Here is a 15,410-nt window from a genome sequence, read left to right as displayed (position 1 = left end):
TGATTCGAACAGGCGCCAAGCTTAACCGGATCGGTACCGCGCGCCCATCTGCCGTTCGGCCGGCTATCCCGCGAAAAGGGCTTCCGCTATGCTGGCGCGATCGAACCGACACTGAAAACGAGGCAGACGATGTCGCAGCGGTGCAACTGGGTGAAGACGGAAGCGGATGCTCACTATCACGATACCGAGTGGGGCGTGCCGTCGCACGACGATCGCCACCTGTTCGAAATGCTGATCCTGGAAGGCGCGCAGGCCGGGCTGTCGTGGTCGACGATCCTGAACAAGCGCGCGGGCTATCGCGAAGCGTTCGCCGATTTCGATGTCGACGCCGTCGCGCGCTTCACGCCGAAGCACATCGAGAAACTGCTGGAGAATCCCGCCATCGTGCGCAACCGCGCGAAGGTGCAATCTGCGGTGACCAACGCGCGCGCCGTGCAGCGCATCCGCGACGAGCACGGGTCGCTCGCCGCGTTCCTGTGGTCGTTCGTCGGCAACACGCCGGTCCAGAACGCATGGGAGTCGTATCGCGACGCGCCCGCGTCGACCGAGCAGTCCGACGCGCTCAGCAACGCGCTGAAGGCGTACGGCTGCAAGTTCGTCGGTTCGACGATCTGCTATGCGCTGATGCAGGCGACCGGCATGGTCAACGATCACGAGGCCGGCTGCCCGTGCCACGCGCAATGCGCGGCACTCGGCGGCAAGCAGCCGGCACGCCGGCGCAAGGCGGGCTGACGGCCGCCAACCCAATCACCCTGAGTGAGCCTGCATCGGCTCCGCCCCGTCCAGTCACCGCGCGGCGCGTGACGACGCCGGCACGACCGACCGCGAGCGACAGATAGATCACCGGCACGCGCGTGTCGGCGGCCTCGCCGACACGGCATCGGGACTTTCCCCCGGCCTCCAAAAGCAAAACGGCGGAGCGGCCTCTTTCGAGACACACTCCGCCGTTTCGCGGCAAACCGTAAGACGCTCTTAGTGGAGCTTCTTCGGCAGCATCTGGCTGCGCAGACGCTTGTGCAGGCGCTTGACGGCTGCTGCCTTCTTGCGCTTGCGGACTGCGGTCGGCTTTTCGTAAGACTGGCGTTCGCGCAGTTCAGCGATCAGGCCATTTTTTTCGATAGCGCGACGAAAGCGGCGAATCGCCACTTCGAACGGCTCGTTTTCTTTCAGAAGAATCGTCGTCATGTCGTTCCTAAATTGCTTAAACGGTCAAAAACGTAGCGGCCAAGCGCCACGCACCGGCCATCCGAGCGTCCCCACAACAGGCGAAACGAGCGGAAATACGGCCTCGGAGGCCGGAAAAGAGAGGCGGAAAGCACCGCGAGTACGCTTCACAACCGCGTGCAGCGCCGCGTTTGACTGCCAGCAGACATGCCGAAACCGGCAAAGGCGTGACAGAAATCTCAATTCAGCCCGCCATCATATCAGGGAATCACAGACAAAACCATCCTTTTGTCGATTCCGTGTGCACAGCCTTGCAACTCCGTCGCCAGGGCCGGTCTCTGCCCCCTGTTAACCGGGCATCTGACCCACCCCGTCCGAAATGACAAAGAACGATAAAAAATCGGGACGAATCTCAACGCACCCCTCAAGTTTTGTTTTGGCACGCCGAAATCCTGCTCTGAGGCGGCCAGCAATGAACGAGTGCTTCCGCCGACGCCAAAACGGCTTTCCAGGGCTTTCGGCTTAAACAGGAGATTTTTCCATGCTCGGAATTAATAGCAACATCAACTCGCTGGTTGCTCAGCAGAACCTCAACGGCTCGCAAGGCGCACTGTCGCAAGCCATCACGCGTCTGTCGTCGGGCAAGCGCATCAACAGCGCAGCCGACGACGCAGCCGGCCTCGCGATTTCGACGCGGATGCAAACGCAGATCAACGGCCTGAACCAGGGCGTGTCGAACGCGAACGACGGCGTGTCGATGATCCAAACGGCATCGAGCGCACTGTCGTCGCTGACGAACAGCCTGCAGCGTATCCGCCAGCTGGCCGTCCAGGCGTCGACGGGCACGATGTCCACGACCGACCAGGCAGCACTGCAACAGGAAGTTGCGCAGCAGATCCAGGAAGTGAACCGTATCTCGTCGCAAACGACGTACAACGGCACGAACATTCTCGACGGCTCGGCAGGCATCGTGTCGTTCCAGGTCGGCGCGAACGTCGGCCAGACGATTTCGCTGGACCTGAGCCAAAGCATGTCGGCTGCGAAGATCGGCGGCGGCCTGGTGCAGAAGGGCCAGACGGTCGGCACGGTGACGGGCCTGAGCCTTGACGCAGCCGGCGCATATACCGGTTCGGCCGCAGCGATCACCGCGATCAACGTGATTTCCGACGGCAAGGGCGGCTACTCGTTCACGGACCAGAACGGCCAGGGCATTGCCGCTGGTGCAGCAACGGCAGTGTTCGGCTCGAACGCAACGGCCGGCACGGGCACGGCAGTCGGCGCGCTGTCGCTGCAATCGGGCGCAACGGGCGCAGGCACCACCGCCGCACAGCTGACGGCGATCAACAATGCGATCGCGCAGATCAACGCCGTCAACACGCCGAAGACCGTGTCGAACCTCGACATCAGCACGGTCAGCGGTGCGAACGTCGCGATGGTGTCGATCGACAACGCGCTGCAAACGGTGAACAACGTGCAGGCAGCACTCGGCGCGGCACAAAACCGCTTCACGGCGATCGCAACGGCGCAGCAGGCAGAATCGACCGACCTGTCGTCGGCACAGTCGCAGATCACCGACGCGAACTTCGCGCAGGAAACCGCGAACATGTCGAAGAACCAGGTGCTGCAGCAAGCAGGCATCTCGGTGCTCGCACAAGCGAACTCGCTGCCGCAGCAGGTCCTGAAGCTCCTGCAGTAATCGCGTAGCAACCGACGGCCGGGCCCCGCGTAACGCGCGGCCCGGCCGCAAACGCTTGGCGCGCGGGGCTTCGCCCCGCAGCCAGGTCTTCACCCAGCATTTCACGGATCATCCGCCGCACGGAGCAACACGATGTCGACGATCAATTCCGCCGTCAATTCCGCCACCAACGCGGCCAACAGCCAGCTGCAGCAAGCCGCGCAATCGATCATCAGCGGTTCGACCGGCAACTCGTCGATGGACGTCAACTCGCTCGTGACGGCGCTCGTCAATGCGAAGACCGCCGGTCAAAGCGCCGCGCTCAACGCGAAGCAGGCCAGCGACAACACCCAGATTTCCGCGTACGGCGCCCTTTCGGCCGCGCTGAGCGCGCTGCAGACCAGCCTCACGACGCTGTCGAACGGCTCGCTGCAGAACACCTTCACCGCGACCGCGAGCGGCACCGGCCTTACCGCGACCGCCGGCGCCGGCGCCGTCGCCGGCAGCTATTCGGTCGGCGTCACGCAGATCGCGACGTCGCAGTCGCTGTCGTCGGCCGCGTTCGGTTCGTCGACGGCGCTCGGCACCGGCACGATGACGCTGTCGCTCGGCAGCCAGTCGTTCACGGTCGACGTCAACAGCACGAACAACACGCTGTCCGGCATCGCCGCTGCGATCAACAGCACGGCCGGCAACCCGGGCATCGTCGCATCGGTCGTCAACGGCAGCGACGGCGCGCACCTCGTGCTCAGCTCGACGCCGACCGGCGCGGCGAACACGATCAGCGTCGCGCTCAGCAACGTGTCCGGCGACAACGGCCTGTCCAGCCTCGGCGTCACGTCGACGGCCAGCACGACGGGCGGCCAGTCGACGTTCACGTCCGCGAACGGCAGCGCCGCGTGGAAGCAGAGCACGGCCGCGCAGGACGCTGCGTTCACGATCAACGGCATCGCCGGCACGAGCGCGAGCAACACCGTGACGAGCGCGATCACCGGCGTCACGCTGAACCTGACCACGGCCGCCGTCAACGCGAACCAGACCCAGACGCTGACGGTCGCCACCGATACGAAAACCCAGGCCGCCGCGGTCAACAACTTCGTGACGCTCTACAACACGCTCGTCACGACGATGGGCTCGCTGTCGAGCTTCACGTCCGGCGCGTCGTCGCAAGGCCCGCTGCTCGGCGATTCGACGCTGAACACGATCAAGAACTCGCTTGCGTCGATCGTCGCGAGCGGCGTGAACAACAACGGCTCGACGATCAACCTCGCGTCGATCGGCGTCACGCTGCAGGCCGACGGCACGCTGAAGACCGACAGCACGACGCTCAACACCGCGCTGCAGAGCAACCCGTCGGGCGTCGCGTCGCTGTTCAACTCGACGAACGGAATCGGCGAGCAGCTGACGACGAACATTACGAATTACACGAAGACGAACGGGCTGATCGCCGCGCGCACGACGGCGCTCAGCAACGACCTGAAGAGCGTCACGACGCAGCAGACGAACCTGTCGAACTACGCGGCACAGCTGACCAAGCAGTACCAGGCGCAGTTCACCGCGCTCAACACGCTGATGGCGACGATGAACAGCAACTCGCAGTACCTGACGCAGCTGTTCGGCGGCGCGAACAGCGCCGGCGCGATGTCGAACAACAAGGGCTGACCGCCGGCCGGACAGGAGAGCCACGATGGAACAGACCGAACTGATCGCGAAGCTCGACGCGCTCACCGATGCGATCGAACATGCGGCATCGATGGCCGACTGGATCGAGGCGACACGCCTCGTCGACGCGCGCGAGCCGCTCGTCGCGTTGCTCGCGGCCGACCAGCCGCCGGCCGGTATCGCCGCGATCCGCCGCATGCAGGCCAGCAACGAACGTATCTTCGCCGACGCGCAACGCGCGCAGCAGGAGCTGACCGACGAATACCAGGCGGCGATGGGCCGCGTGCAGGCCGTCGGCCAGTACCAGAACGTCGCGAGCCGCTAACGCACCGCAAACGCCGCGCCAACCTGCGCGCGCCAACCCGACAACAAGAACTACGCGCTGATGTGAGGGCGTGCTCGTTCGCCTCCGCCCGCCTCGTGCGGGCGTTTTTTTGTGCATCCGGTATGTCGCCGCTCCGCCGCGTCATCCCTGTCCAATCGATGGAATTGGCCGCGCTTTTGGCACCATCTCGCGAGTTCGGCGCGACCGCACGTTACTGATAATGATAAACACCGAATAACCGCGTCCCCCGCCATGCTTCCACTCGACTCGTCCGATCGCGCCACGCTCAGCCCGGAGCAGCAGTTCGAGCAAGATATCGCACTCGTCATGCAGAATGCCATCGAGCGCCATCACGACGGCGCGTTCGACGATGCGAAAGCGCTGTATGACGCGATCCTCGATGCCGTCCCGGGACACGCGGAAGCGAACTACAACCTCGCGGTGCTGCTGGTCGACGCCGGGCAGCCGGCCGACGCGATTCCGCACTTCGAGATCGCGCTCGGGGAAAATCCCGGCAATGGCCAATGCTGGGTCAGCTACATCAACGCGTTGTACCGGGCGGACCAGGCACCTGCCGCATGGATCGCCGTCGAAATGGCACAGCAGCGCGGCGTACACGGCCCCGCACTGGACGGCCTGATCTCGCAAATGGCAACGCCCACCGCGACGTTTCCCACGGCACCCGCCGCCGGCCCGGGCAGCCCGGCCGGCATCACGCTGAATATTTCGTCCCGGAACGCGCCCCACGAAAGCACCAACGGCGACGTCCCCGCCGGCCCCGTGCGCAAAGCGCCGTTGCACAAGCTGCAGAAGCACGCCGGACTCTTCGACAAGAAACGATCGGCGGAAGCGCTCGCGCTCGCGCGGCGACTCGTCGCCGAATATCCGGACGACGCCGCGTGCCTGCGTGCCCTTGCGGTCTCGCTTTACAGAGACCTGCAATACGCCGAGATGATCGATATCGCCTATCGCGCACTTGAAGGCTTTCCCGGCGACCTCCTGTTGCGGACGCTGCTCGCCGATACGCTGCGACTCATGACCCGGCTCCAGGAAGCGGAAACCCAATGCCGCCTGATCATTGCCGCACAAGCGACGAATGTGGAGGCGCACCGGATTCTCGGCATCGCGTTGCACGGGCTGCGGCGCCAGCAGGAAGCCGTCGCGGCATGCCGACGCGCGGTGGAACTGGCGCCGCATGCGGCATCGCCCAACGGGGCACTCGGCTTCGTGCTGCTGGACCAGGGCGCCGCGCAGGAAGCGGTTCCCTGGCTGCGGCGCACCATCGAAATCGATCCGAACGACAGCGTGTCGCACAGTTCGCTGCTGTTCAGCCTGATTCACGACGACACCAACACGCCGCAGATGTTGCTCGACGAACATCGCGCATTCGGCAAACGGCACGAAAGACACGTACTGCCGAAAAATTACGCCAACTCTCGCGACCCCGAGCGCGCGTTGCGGATCGGCTTCGTGTCCGGCGACCTGCTGAACCACGCGGTCGCGCACTACTTGCTGCCCGTCGTCGAACACCTGAGCCGCGACCCGAATCTATCGCTGCACTTCTACTACAACTTCGTGATCGACGATCACGTCACCGCCAAACTGCGTGCGCACGCCACCACGTGGAAAACCGTGACGACGCTGGGCGACGCCGCGCTCGCCGAACAGATCCGCAACGATCGCATCGATATCCTGATCGATCTCTCCGGTCACACCGGCCGCAACCGCCTGGTCGCGCTCGCACGCAAACCCGCGCCGCTGCAGGCATCGTGGATCGGCTACCCGGGCACGACCGGCATGAGCACGATCGACTACTACCTCAGTGACAGCATCGTCACGCCGGCCGGCGAGCTGGACGACCAGTTCGTCGAGAAAATCGTGCGCATGCCCGCGCTCGCGCCGTACTCGCCGCCGGCGAACTGCCCGCCCGTCAACGGCTTGCCTGCGCTGCACAACGGCTACGTCACCTACGGCAGCTTCAACCGGCTCAACAAGCTGCGCCAGGACGTGATCGCGCTGTGGGCCGCGGTGCTGCGCGCGAAGCCCGACGCGCGGATGGTGATCGGCGCGATCGAGCAGGATCGCGATCGCGACACGATCGCCGGCTGGTTTGCGGCCGAAGGCATCGATCCCGCGCGCCTGACGTTCCAGCCGCGCGCGACCATCCCCGTTTATCTGCAGCAGCATCATCGCGTCGACATTTGCCTCGACACGTTCCCGTACGCCGGCTCGACGACGACGCTCAACGCGCTGTGGATGGGCGTGCCGACCGTGACGCTCGCCGGGTTTTCGATCCCGACCCGCGGCTCCGCAAGCTGGCTCAAGCGGGTCGATCTCGACGCCTTCATTGCGCACGACAAGGACGAGTTCGTCCGCAAGGCGATCGCGCTCGCCGACGATCCCGACATGCTGCAGACGCTGCGCAGCGGCCTGCGCGACCGCTGCCTAGCGTCGGCGCCGTTCCATCCCGACGTCGTCGCGCAGGGGCTGTCGGTCGCGTTGCGGATGATGTGGCGCCGCTGGTGCGCGGGCGATGCGCCGGTCTCGTTCGATGCGGTCCTGCCCGACCGGCCGACCTCGATGCTCGTCCACGAAGCGGCCGGCTGAACGCACGGGCCGGTTGCATGCGGCGCGACCGGCCGGCCCGGCGAGCGAGCGGCGGCATTACCGCGAATTGACTCGCAAACCGCCTCCTGCTCGGCCGATCAGCCGGGCGTCGCACCCGCTAGAGTGTTCTCACGATCACCGGTGTGCGCATTTGCGCTCGAGACGTACGACTTCGGGACAGCATCATGGACAAGCTCATACCCGTCACACAGCCCTACATGCCTCCGCTGGACGAGTTCCTCCCGTATCTGAACCAGATCTGGGAGAGCAAGATCGTCACCAACGGCGGCCGCTTCCATGCGGAGCTTGAACGGTCGCTCTGCGAATTCCTGGGTGTGGAGCATATTTCGCTGTTTTCCAACGCGACGCTCGCGCTGATCACCGCACTGCAGGCGATGAAAATCACCGGCGAAGTCATCACGACGCCGTTCAGCTTCGTCGCCACGACGCACGCGCTGCACTGGAACGGCATTCGCCCGGTTTTCGTCGATATCGATCCGGTGACCATGAATCTCGATGCCGCGCGCATCGAAGCGGCGATCACGCCGCAGACGACCGCGATCCTGCCCGTACATGTCTACGGCTACCCGTGCGACGTCGACGCGATCGAACGGATCGCCGACACCTACGGCCTGCGCGTGCTCTATGACGCCGCGCATGCATTCGGCGTGCGTCGCCACGGCCGCTCGGTGCTCGAATTCGGCGACATGTCCGTGCTCAGCTTTCACGGCACCAAGATCTTCAACACGTTCGAGGGCGGCGCGCTCATCTGCCGCGACGCGAAGACGAAGCGCCGCATCGATCATCTGAAGAACTTCGGCTTCGTCGACGAAGTGACGGTGATCGGCCCCGGCATCAACGGCAAGATGAACGAAGTACAGGCGGCATTCGGCCTGCTGCAGCTTCAGCACATGGACCGGATCGCGGACGGTCGCGCGCGCGTGGATGAACGCTATCGAGCGGCATTGAAAAACGTGTCGGGCCTGCTGCTCCCCCCGGTTCCCGAGCACAGCACCCGCAATCATTCGTATTTTCCGGTGCGCATCACCCGCGACTTCCCCGTGACGCGCGACGCGATCTACGATGCGCTGCGTGCGCACAATGTCGCGGCGCGCCGGTACTTCTACCCGCTGATCAGCGAGTTCCCGACCTATCGCGGCCTGCCGTCGTCGGCACGCTCGAACCTGCCCGTCGCCAGCGAAATCGCGCATCAGGTGCTGTGCCTGCCGATCTACCCGGCGCTCACCGCGCACGACCAGGACCGGATCATCGACATCGTGCTGGCCGAGGCGAGCCTGACGCAACATGCAAGCTGAACGCACGCTGGCGGTCATGCAGCCGTACTTCTTCCCGTACGTCGGCTATTTCCAGTTGATGGCCAGCGTCGACACGTTCGTCGTGTTCGACGACGTGAGCTTCATCAATCGCGGCTGGATCAATCGCAACCGCATCAACGTCAACGGCGCGCCGCACATGATCACCATGCCGTTGCGGCAGGCGAGCCAGAACCGGCTTATCTGCGATATCGAAGTCGCGGACGATGCGGCGTGGCGGCCCCGGATCCTGCGCACGATCCATCAGAGCTATGCACGCTCGCCGCATTTCGCGCGCGTGTTTCCGGTCGTCGAACGCATCCTGATGCACGACGCGCCCAACCTCGCCGATTTCCTGCTGCACGGCCTGATCACGCTGCGCAACCACCTGCGGCTCGACACGAACATCGTCGCCACGTCGCGACGCTACGCGAACGCGGACCTGAAGGCCCAGGCGCGCATCATCGACATCGGCCGGCAGGAGCACGCGGACATCTACGTGAACCCGGTCGGCGGGCAGGAACTGTACGACCCGCACGCTTTCGCCGCCGCCGGCCTGCAGCTGAAGTTCCTGACACCCGGACTCGCGCCGTACACGCCCGTTCGCGGCGCATTCGTTCCCGCGCTGTCGATCATCGACGTGCTGATGTGCAACGACGACGCGTCGATCGACCAACTGCTGGCTGGCGCCACGCTGTCATGAAAGACGATCTTCATAACACCCTCATCCGTCACTACGAGTCGTGCCTCGAGCGTCACGGCGATACGCATCGCGGCGTGGACTGGCCCAATGCCGAGGACGCCGACACGCGATATCGCGTGATGCTCGACCTGGTGAAGCCCGGCTCGGCGCCCGCCACGCTGCTCGATTTCGGCTGCGGGGCGTCGCATCTGTACCAGTACATGCTGGACCACGGCGTCGACGGCCTGCGCTATGCCGGGCTCGATGCGTCCCCGGCGTTCTGCGACTTGTCCCGACGCAAGTATCCGGACAACGCCTACCAGTGCGTCGACGTGCTCGCGGAGCCCGACCGGCTCGGCGAATACGACTACATCGTGATGAACGGCGTCTTCACCGAGAAGCGCGAGCTCGGCTACGACGAGATGTTCGACTATTTCTCGCGCGTGCTGCGCGTCGTGTTCCCGAAGGCGCGCAAGGGCATCGCGTTCAACGTGATGTCGAAGGAAGTCGACTGGGAGCGCGACGACCTGTTCCATGTACCGGTCACGCAGCTGACGCACTTCCTGTCGCGCGAGCTGTCGCGCCACTACGTACTGCGGCACGACTACGGGCTGTACGAGTACACGACGTACGTGTACAGGGAGCACAACTGATGGCAAACGTCATTCTGTTCGGCCTGCAGGATTATGCGGAACTCGCGCACTACTACCTCGAGCACGATTCGCCGCATACGGTGGCCGCGTTCTGCGTGAACCGGCAGTACCTGCCGGAAAGCGGCACGTTCAAGGGCCTGCCCGTGATCGCGTTCGAGGACGTCGTCGAGTCCCACCCGCCCGGCGAGTTCAGCTTCTTCGCGCCGATGTCGCCGAAGCGGATGAACCGCGAGCGCGAAAAGATCTTCAACGAGCTCAAGGCCCGCGGCTATTCGCTGATCAGCTATGTCAGCTCGCGCGCGACCGTCTGCCACAACACGATCGGCGAGAACTGCTTCATCCTCGAAGACAACACGCTGCAGCCGTTCACGACCATCGGCAACAACGTCGTGCTGTGGAGCGGCAACCATATCGGGCATCACGGGCGCGTCGGCGATCACGTGACGATGACCTCGCATGTCGTCATGTCCGGTCATTGCGATATCGGCGCGTACAGCTTCGTCGGCGTGAACGCCACGCTGCGCGACGGCGTGACGATCGGCGAAGGCACGTTCGTCACGATGGCATCCGCGATCACGAAATCGACCGAACCCTGGTCGGTGTACAAGGGCAATCCCGCCGTCAAGCTCGCAATGGCCAGCACCGACCTGAAGATCTAGGAGAGCCCGTGGCAGGCTTACATTGGGACAAGCGGGGGCTGATCTATGCGCCCGATGCGCGGCTGCCCTGGGCGAAATCGCACGCGCAGATTCCGACGGTAGCGGGTGTCGACAGCGATACGCTGCAACTGTTGTTCAGCAGCCGCGACGCTGGTAATCGCAGCGCGATCGCGAGCATGGCCGTCCGCGCAAGCGCGCCCGCCGAAATCGTCTCCATCGATCCGGAACCGGTGCTGCCGCCGGGCGCGCTGGGCGCGTTCGACGATTGCGGCACGATGCCGTCGTCGGTCGTCGAGCACGACGGCGTTCGCTATCTGTATTACATCGGCTGGAACGTGCGCAATACGATTCCGTACCACAACGCAGTGGGCCTCGCGATCAGCGAGGACGGCGGCCGACGCTACCGGCGCCTGTTCGACGGGCCGGTGATGGACCGCACGGCCGACGAGCCGTATTTCTGCGGCACGACCTGCGTCCGGATCGAGCATGGAATCTGGCGCAACTGGTATCTGTCGTGCACCGGCTGGACGCTGGTCGACGGCAAGCCCGAGGCGCGCTATCACCTGAAATACGCGGAATCGCGCGACGGCATTCACTGGACACGCGGCGGCCGCGTCGCGATCGACTACCTCGACGACCACGAAGGCGGACTGGCACGCGCATCGGTCCATTTCGACGGCAGCCTTTACCGGATGTGGTTCTGCAAGCGCAGCCACGACGGCTACCGCGAGCGCTCGTCGGTCAGCTACCGGATCGGCTATGCCGAATCGACCGACGGCATCGCCTGGCGGCGACGTGACGAGGATGCGGGGCTCGACGTGTCGCCGAGCGGCTGGGACGGGTTCATGGTCGCGTATCCCGAAGTCGTGCAGGTCGGCGAGCGCCTGTACATGTTCTACAACGGCGACGGCTTCGGCGCGACCGGCTTCGGTTACGCGCAAGCGCAGGTCGGCAGCGGAATACAGGGTGAGACGGAATGGATGTGATCGCTGGCGATTTTCGGGAACTCGGTTACGCGATCGTCGCGAACAATGCGCTGCAATCGCTGATGCACGTCGTGCGGACGAAGTTCGAGCGGCATTTCATTCCGCGATTCGGCGACGACGCGATGCGCAACCGCAACATCATCAAGCTGCTCGCCGAGGATATCGACGTGAAGCGCTTCTTCTGCTCCCCCGAGCTGACTGCCGCGCTCGACCGCCATCTCGGCATCGCGATGCCGGTGCAGACGGGCCCGATCGTCACCCACTACACGGCGAACGATCGCATCGGCAACAACTACGGGCTGCCGTATCACCAGGACTGGCCGAGCATGGGAACGTCCTCTCGCGGCGTGATCGCATGGACGTCGATCGCCGATGTGCGCAAAGGAGCGCCGGGACTGCGCATCGTCCCGGGCAGCCATCGGCGCGGACTGTGGCCTGGCGAGCAGACCGATCGCGGCTACGTGCTCGACGACCAGGAGATCGACGGCGCCTGCGACCTCGAGATCGACGCAGGGAACGTGCTCTTCATGTCGCCCTATCTCGTGCACCGGACACTCACCAGCGACATCACCGACTGGAAACTGTCGCTGTCGTGCCGCTTCGACGATTTCTCGTGCGATCAATGGAGCCATCGCGGATTCGTCAGCGCCTACCGTACCGCCGTCGACCGGCAGGTCTATCTGTCGGGATTCTGAGCGCGGCCCGCGTTGCGGCGGGCCTCGGCGATCAGCGCACGAAGATGCAGTTCCACAATCCCGCGTAGTTCTGCACCGGATGCTTGCTCGCGATCGTCAGACCGAGCTCGCCGAGACGGCGTGTGAGCAGGTCCATCTTCGCGTCCTCGATCTCGATCAGCAGTTGCCTGCACGCGCCCAGTCCCTGTGTCGCGCCGTCAATGAGCGGAACCTCGTGCCCGTCGACGTCGATCTTGACGTACTCGGGCTGCGGCAGACCGAACTGCTCGCGCCAGCGATCGAAGTGGACGACCTGGATCGCATGCACGTGGTTCGGCGCGAACGTTTCGCCGGACACCAGCGACGGCTGGCCGACGATCTTCTCGTGCGCGCCGAGTTCCATCTTGCGGATGTACAGCTGGTCGATCGCGAACCGGTCGGAAGCCGCCACGTTGAACGCCTGGATGTCGAGCCCGTCCTGCGCGTTGAGGTACGCGTTCCACGACAGCAGGAAGTAGTTCGACGGATCGGGTTCGATCGCGATCACCTTCAGGCCGCGCTTTGCGGCATACAGCGCGAAGATCCCGTTGCTCGCGCCGAAATCGTAGTAGACGGATGCGGGCGGCAACCGGTCGATCCAGTCCAGCAGTTCCGGTTCGATGTATTCGAGACCCGCCGCCATCCACAACAGTCGCTTGCTCGGCGCGAGCCAGCGGAACGTGAGCCCGCGCACCGTCGTCTCGACGACGTGGCGATCGAGATCGAACGCTTGCGCGCGCGCGAGCGCTTCCTCGCTCACGAGGCTTTCAACAGGGACAAACTTCCAGTTATTCATGGCCGGCCTTGGTCGATGTCATGCATGACGGGAACACGTGCCCGATACTGCCGGTCGGACGTTGCCCCGAAAACGCGTTGATTCTAGCGACGCGCGATCGATTCGAAACGACGAACAGATTCGGCAAAGGCGGGTAATTCCCGGTGCTCGCGCGAAGGGCCGGCCGGCGCGTTGCGGTCGTCGCGACATTCAACGCTTGCCACCGGTCTCCACGAACGCGCAAGACGGCACGTCGTTCGCTCCAAAATACGCCGCAAACGCCCCGCGCACGCGCTCGGCCACCTGAATCCAGTTCTCGTCGCGCCCACGCCGAAACAGCCGCACCGTGCCTGGATACCACGGCGAATCGTCGCGGTCGTGCATCCAGCGCCAGTCGACGTCCTGATTCGGCAGCAGCACCCAGCAACGCTTGCCGAGCGATGCGGCCAGATGCGCGGTGGACGTATCGACGCACACCACGAGATCGAGCTGCGCGACGATCGCAGCGGTATCCGCGAGGTCGTCGATCTCCGAGCCGAGATGCAGCAACGGCAGCCCGCCCGGCGGATCGCGCGCCTCGTCCTCGCCCTGCCCCTTCTGCAGGCTCACGAAATTCACGCCTGAAACGCTCCACAACAGCGTCAGCAAAGCCAGCGACGGCAGCGAGCGGTGCGCATCGTTGTGATGCTTCGGGTTGCCCTTCCACACGAGCCCGACGCGCGGGCCGGCCGGCAGCGCATCGAGGCGCGTGCGCCAGCGTGCGACGCGGGCGGGATCGGGCACGAGCCGCACCGGCGGCGGGATCGTGTCGAGCGTCGTACCGACGTGCAGCGGCGCGCTCAGCAGGCTTGTCCAGTAGTCGAATTCCTGCACACGCGCCGCGGCCGCATCGTGATCGAGCACTTCGTCGACGCCGTCGACCGTCTCCATCAGCCGATGCAGCGCGGGCTGGCACGCGAAGACCACGCGCGCCGCGTGCCGCGCGCGAAATTCCGCGAAATAGCGGCTGAACTGCAGCATGTCGCCGAGGCCGTCTTCCTGCCAGACGAGCAGCGTCTTGCCGGCGAGCGGCTCGCCTTGCCACTGCGCGCACCGCAGCACCTCGCGCGTCCGGCGATGCACGAACGCCGACAGCTCGTAGCGCGATTCGTAGCGGCGCCAGCCTTCCTCGAACCGGCCAAGGCCGAGCAACAGCGTCGCCAGCCCGAAACGGGCATCGCCATAGTCGGCGCGCAGCTCGAGCGCGCGGCGGTACGCGCGTTCGGCGTCGTCGTGGCGGCCGGCATGCTCGAACGTCGTGCCCAGGTTGTAATGTGCTTCGGCCATCTGCGGCGCGAGCGCGAGCGCGTCGCTGAACGCGGCCGTCGCTTCGTCGTGGCGGCCCTGCGCGCGCAGGACGCAGCCGAGATTGTTGTGCGGCTGCGGCAGGCCGGGGCGGCAACGGATCGCATCGCGATAGGCCGCCTCCGCTTCGGGCAGGTGATCGAGATTCTGCAGCGCGATGCCGAGGTTGTAATGCGCTTCCGGATGGTCCGGGCAAAACGTGAGCGCCTGCCGGCTCGCCGCTTCCGCTTCCGGCAGCCGCTGCATGTCGATGAGGATCGCGCCGAGATTCGCGTGCGCTAGCGCGTGGTCGGCGCGAACCGCAATCGCGAGCCGGTACGCGAGTTCCGCCTCGGCCGGCCGGCCGAGAACGCGCAGCACGTTGCCGAGATCGGTCAGCACGTCGGCGGACTGCGGCTCGATCAGCAGCGCCTGCCCGAACGCCTGTTCGGCTTCGTCGAGCCGGCCGAGCGCTTCGAGCACCTTGCCGAGCCGGTGATGGTGAGATGCACGCAACGGCGTGACGGAAGCGAGCTGCCGGCGGACGATCGCCTCGGCTTCGGGCAGCCGCCCCTGCGACACGAGCAGCGCGTCGAGGCCGTCGTATGGCGGATCGAACACCGGCATCGCGTCGATCGCCCGCCGCCACCAGGCCTCCGCGTCGGCCAGCCGGTTCAGGCCGAGCGCGCAGACGGCTGCGACGTGCAGCGCCGCAACGTCCGGCGCCGGCGCGTCGAGCAGCGGCGCGACGAGCGACAGTGCGTCGGCGAACCGTCCGTCCTGGCACAGGGTCGCGGCTTGTTGAACGGGCGCGGAATCGTCGGAAGCAGACATCATGTCATGCGGCGATGTGCCCGCATCGCGAACGGACGG

14 protein-coding genes are annotated in these 15,410 nt (G+C 65.2%); 11 read left to right on the top strand and 3 right to left on the bottom strand.

Features of this window, described 5'->3' with window-relative positions:
- Positions 1 to 129 precede the first annotated feature (129 nt).
- The gene (locus MRS60_RS00905; RefSeq protein WP_034183890.1) at positions 130 to 732 is read left to right on the top strand and encodes a DNA-3-methyladenine glycosylase I; all 603 of its coding nucleotides are present in this window, start codon (positions 130 to 132) and stop codon (positions 730 to 732) included.
- A gap of 240 nt (positions 733 to 972) precedes the next feature.
- Here MRS60_RS00905 and rpsU read toward each other — a convergent pair whose 3' ends face one another.
- A complete protein-coding gene (gene rpsU, locus MRS60_RS00900) occupies positions 973 to 1,185 on the bottom strand; it encodes a 30S ribosomal protein S21 (protein WP_006401410.1) in 213 nt (70 codons plus the stop codon).
- A gap of 520 nt (positions 1,186 to 1,705) precedes the next feature.
- Between rpsU and MRS60_RS00895 the strand changes: the two genes are divergently transcribed.
- The 10 genes from MRS60_RS00895 (at position 1,706) to MRS60_RS00850 (ending at position 12,421) form a co-directional block, all read left to right on the top strand.
- Entirely contained in the window at positions 1,706 to 2,860 is a 1,155-nt protein-coding gene (locus MRS60_RS00895; protein WP_243565094.1) for a flagellin, read from the top strand.
- A gap of 132 nt (positions 2,861 to 2,992) precedes the next feature.
- Positions 2,993 to 4,501, top strand: coding sequence for a flagellar filament capping protein FliD (gene fliD, locus MRS60_RS00890; protein WP_034183888.1), 1,509 nt, complete (start codon positions 2,993 to 2,995; stop codon positions 4,499 to 4,501).
- A gap of 25 nt (positions 4,502 to 4,526) precedes the next feature.
- A complete protein-coding gene (locus tag MRS60_RS00885; protein WP_243565093.1) occupies positions 4,527 to 4,826 on the top strand; it encodes a flagellar protein FliT in 300 nt (99 codons plus the stop codon).
- A gap of 252 nt (positions 4,827 to 5,078) precedes the next feature.
- Positions 5,079 to 7,433 carry a tetratricopeptide repeat protein gene (locus MRS60_RS00880; protein ID WP_175748222.1) on the top strand — a complete coding sequence of 785 codons (2,355 nt, stop codon included), beginning with the start codon at positions 5,079 to 5,081 and terminating at the stop codon, positions 7,431 to 7,433.
- Between the two features lie 185 nt (positions 7,434 to 7,618).
- Positions 7,619 to 8,749 (top strand): DegT/DnrJ/EryC1/StrS family aminotransferase, encoded by a 1,131-nt coding sequence (locus MRS60_RS00875; protein WP_243565092.1) that lies wholly within the window; start codon positions 7,619 to 7,621, stop codon positions 8,747 to 8,749.
- Positions 8,739 to 9,449, top strand: coding sequence for a WbqC family protein (locus tag MRS60_RS00870; protein ID WP_243565091.1), 711 nt, complete (start codon positions 8,739 to 8,741; stop codon positions 9,447 to 9,449). The genes MRS60_RS00875 and MRS60_RS00870 overlap by 11 nt, the downstream gene beginning before the upstream one ends.
- Positions 9,446 to 10,081, top strand: a complete 636-nt coding sequence (locus MRS60_RS00865) for a class I SAM-dependent methyltransferase (protein ID WP_175748224.1) — start codon at positions 9,446 to 9,448, stop codon at positions 10,079 to 10,081. The genes MRS60_RS00870 and MRS60_RS00865 overlap by 4 nt, the downstream gene beginning before the upstream one ends.
- On the top strand, positions 10,081 to 10,740 hold the full coding sequence (locus tag MRS60_RS00860; RefSeq protein ID WP_243565090.1) for an acetyltransferase: 660 nt from the start codon (positions 10,081 to 10,083) through the stop codon (positions 10,738 to 10,740). The genes MRS60_RS00865 and MRS60_RS00860 overlap by 1 nt, the downstream gene beginning before the upstream one ends.
- 8 nt (positions 10,741 to 10,748) lie before the next feature.
- Positions 10,749 to 11,726, top strand: a complete 978-nt coding sequence (locus MRS60_RS00855) for a hypothetical protein (RefSeq protein ID WP_243565089.1) — start codon at positions 10,749 to 10,751, stop codon at positions 11,724 to 11,726.
- A complete protein-coding gene (locus MRS60_RS00850) occupies positions 11,717 to 12,421 on the top strand; it encodes a phytanoyl-CoA dioxygenase family protein (RefSeq protein ID WP_243565088.1) in 705 nt (234 codons plus the stop codon). Before MRS60_RS00855 ends, MRS60_RS00850 begins: the two co-directional genes overlap by 10 nt.
- Positions 12,422 to 12,452: 31 nt before the next feature.
- Here the strand turns inward: MRS60_RS00850 and MRS60_RS00845 are convergent, their stop codons facing one another.
- Together MRS60_RS00845 and MRS60_RS00840 are read right to left on the bottom strand one after the other, a co-directional pair.
- On the bottom strand, positions 12,453 to 13,235 hold the full coding sequence (locus tag MRS60_RS00845) for an FkbM family methyltransferase (RefSeq protein ID WP_081938583.1): 783 nt from the start codon (positions 13,233 to 13,235) through the stop codon (positions 12,453 to 12,455).
- Between the two features lie 189 nt (positions 13,236 to 13,424).
- Positions 13,425 to 15,374: a tetratricopeptide repeat protein gene (locus tag MRS60_RS00840; protein ID WP_243565087.1), complete on the bottom strand. Its 1,950-nt coding sequence runs from the start codon at positions 15,372 to 15,374 to the stop codon at positions 13,425 to 13,427.
- Positions 15,375 to 15,410: the final 36 nt, after the last annotated feature.

Source organism: Burkholderia pyrrocinia, from assembly GCF_022809715.1.
GTDB lineage: Bacteria > Pseudomonadota > Gammaproteobacteria > Burkholderiales > Burkholderiaceae > Burkholderia > Burkholderia pyrrocinia_C.
The sequence above is the reverse complement of the archived record's forward strand: the minus strand, read 5'-3'. Positions and strand labels throughout refer to the sequence as shown.

Bases quoted from the DNA above. Each gene is read 5' to 3' on its own strand.
- MRS60_RS00905 (WP_034183890.1), top strand. From the start codon at position 130: ATGTCGCAGCGGTGCAACTGGGTGAAGACGGAAGCGGATGCTCACTAT.
- rpsU (WP_006401410.1), bottom strand. From the start codon at position 1,185: ATGACGACGATTCTTCTGAAAGAAAACGAGCCGTTCGAAGTGGCGATT.
- MRS60_RS00895 (WP_243565094.1), top strand. From the start codon at position 1,706: ATGCTCGGAATTAATAGCAACATCAACTCGCTGGTTGCTCAGCAGAAC.
- fliD (WP_034183888.1), top strand. From the start codon at position 2,993: ATGTCGACGATCAATTCCGCCGTCAATTCCGCCACCAACGCGGCCAAC.
- MRS60_RS00885 (WP_243565093.1), top strand. From the start codon at position 4,527: ATGGAACAGACCGAACTGATCGCGAAGCTCGACGCGCTCACCGATGCG.
- MRS60_RS00880 (WP_175748222.1), top strand. From the start codon at position 5,079: ATGCTTCCACTCGACTCGTCCGATCGCGCCACGCTCAGCCCGGAGCAG.
- MRS60_RS00875 (WP_243565092.1), top strand. From the start codon at position 7,619: ATGGACAAGCTCATACCCGTCACACAGCCCTACATGCCTCCGCTGGAC.
- MRS60_RS00870 (WP_243565091.1), top strand. From the start codon at position 8,739: ATGCAAGCTGAACGCACGCTGGCGGTCATGCAGCCGTACTTCTTCCCG.
- MRS60_RS00865 (WP_175748224.1), top strand. From the start codon at position 9,446: ATGAAAGACGATCTTCATAACACCCTCATCCGTCACTACGAGTCGTGC.
- MRS60_RS00860 (WP_243565090.1), top strand. From the start codon at position 10,081: ATGGCAAACGTCATTCTGTTCGGCCTGCAGGATTATGCGGAACTCGCG.
- MRS60_RS00850 (WP_243565088.1), top strand. From the start codon at position 11,717: ATGGATGTGATCGCTGGCGATTTTCGGGAACTCGGTTACGCGATCGTC.
- MRS60_RS00845 (WP_081938583.1), bottom strand. From the start codon at position 13,235: ATGAATAACTGGAAGTTTGTCCCTGTTGAAAGCCTCGTGAGCGAGGAA.
- MRS60_RS00840 (WP_243565087.1), bottom strand. From the start codon at position 15,374: ATGATGTCTGCTTCCGACGATTCCGCGCCCGTTCAACAAGCCGCGACC.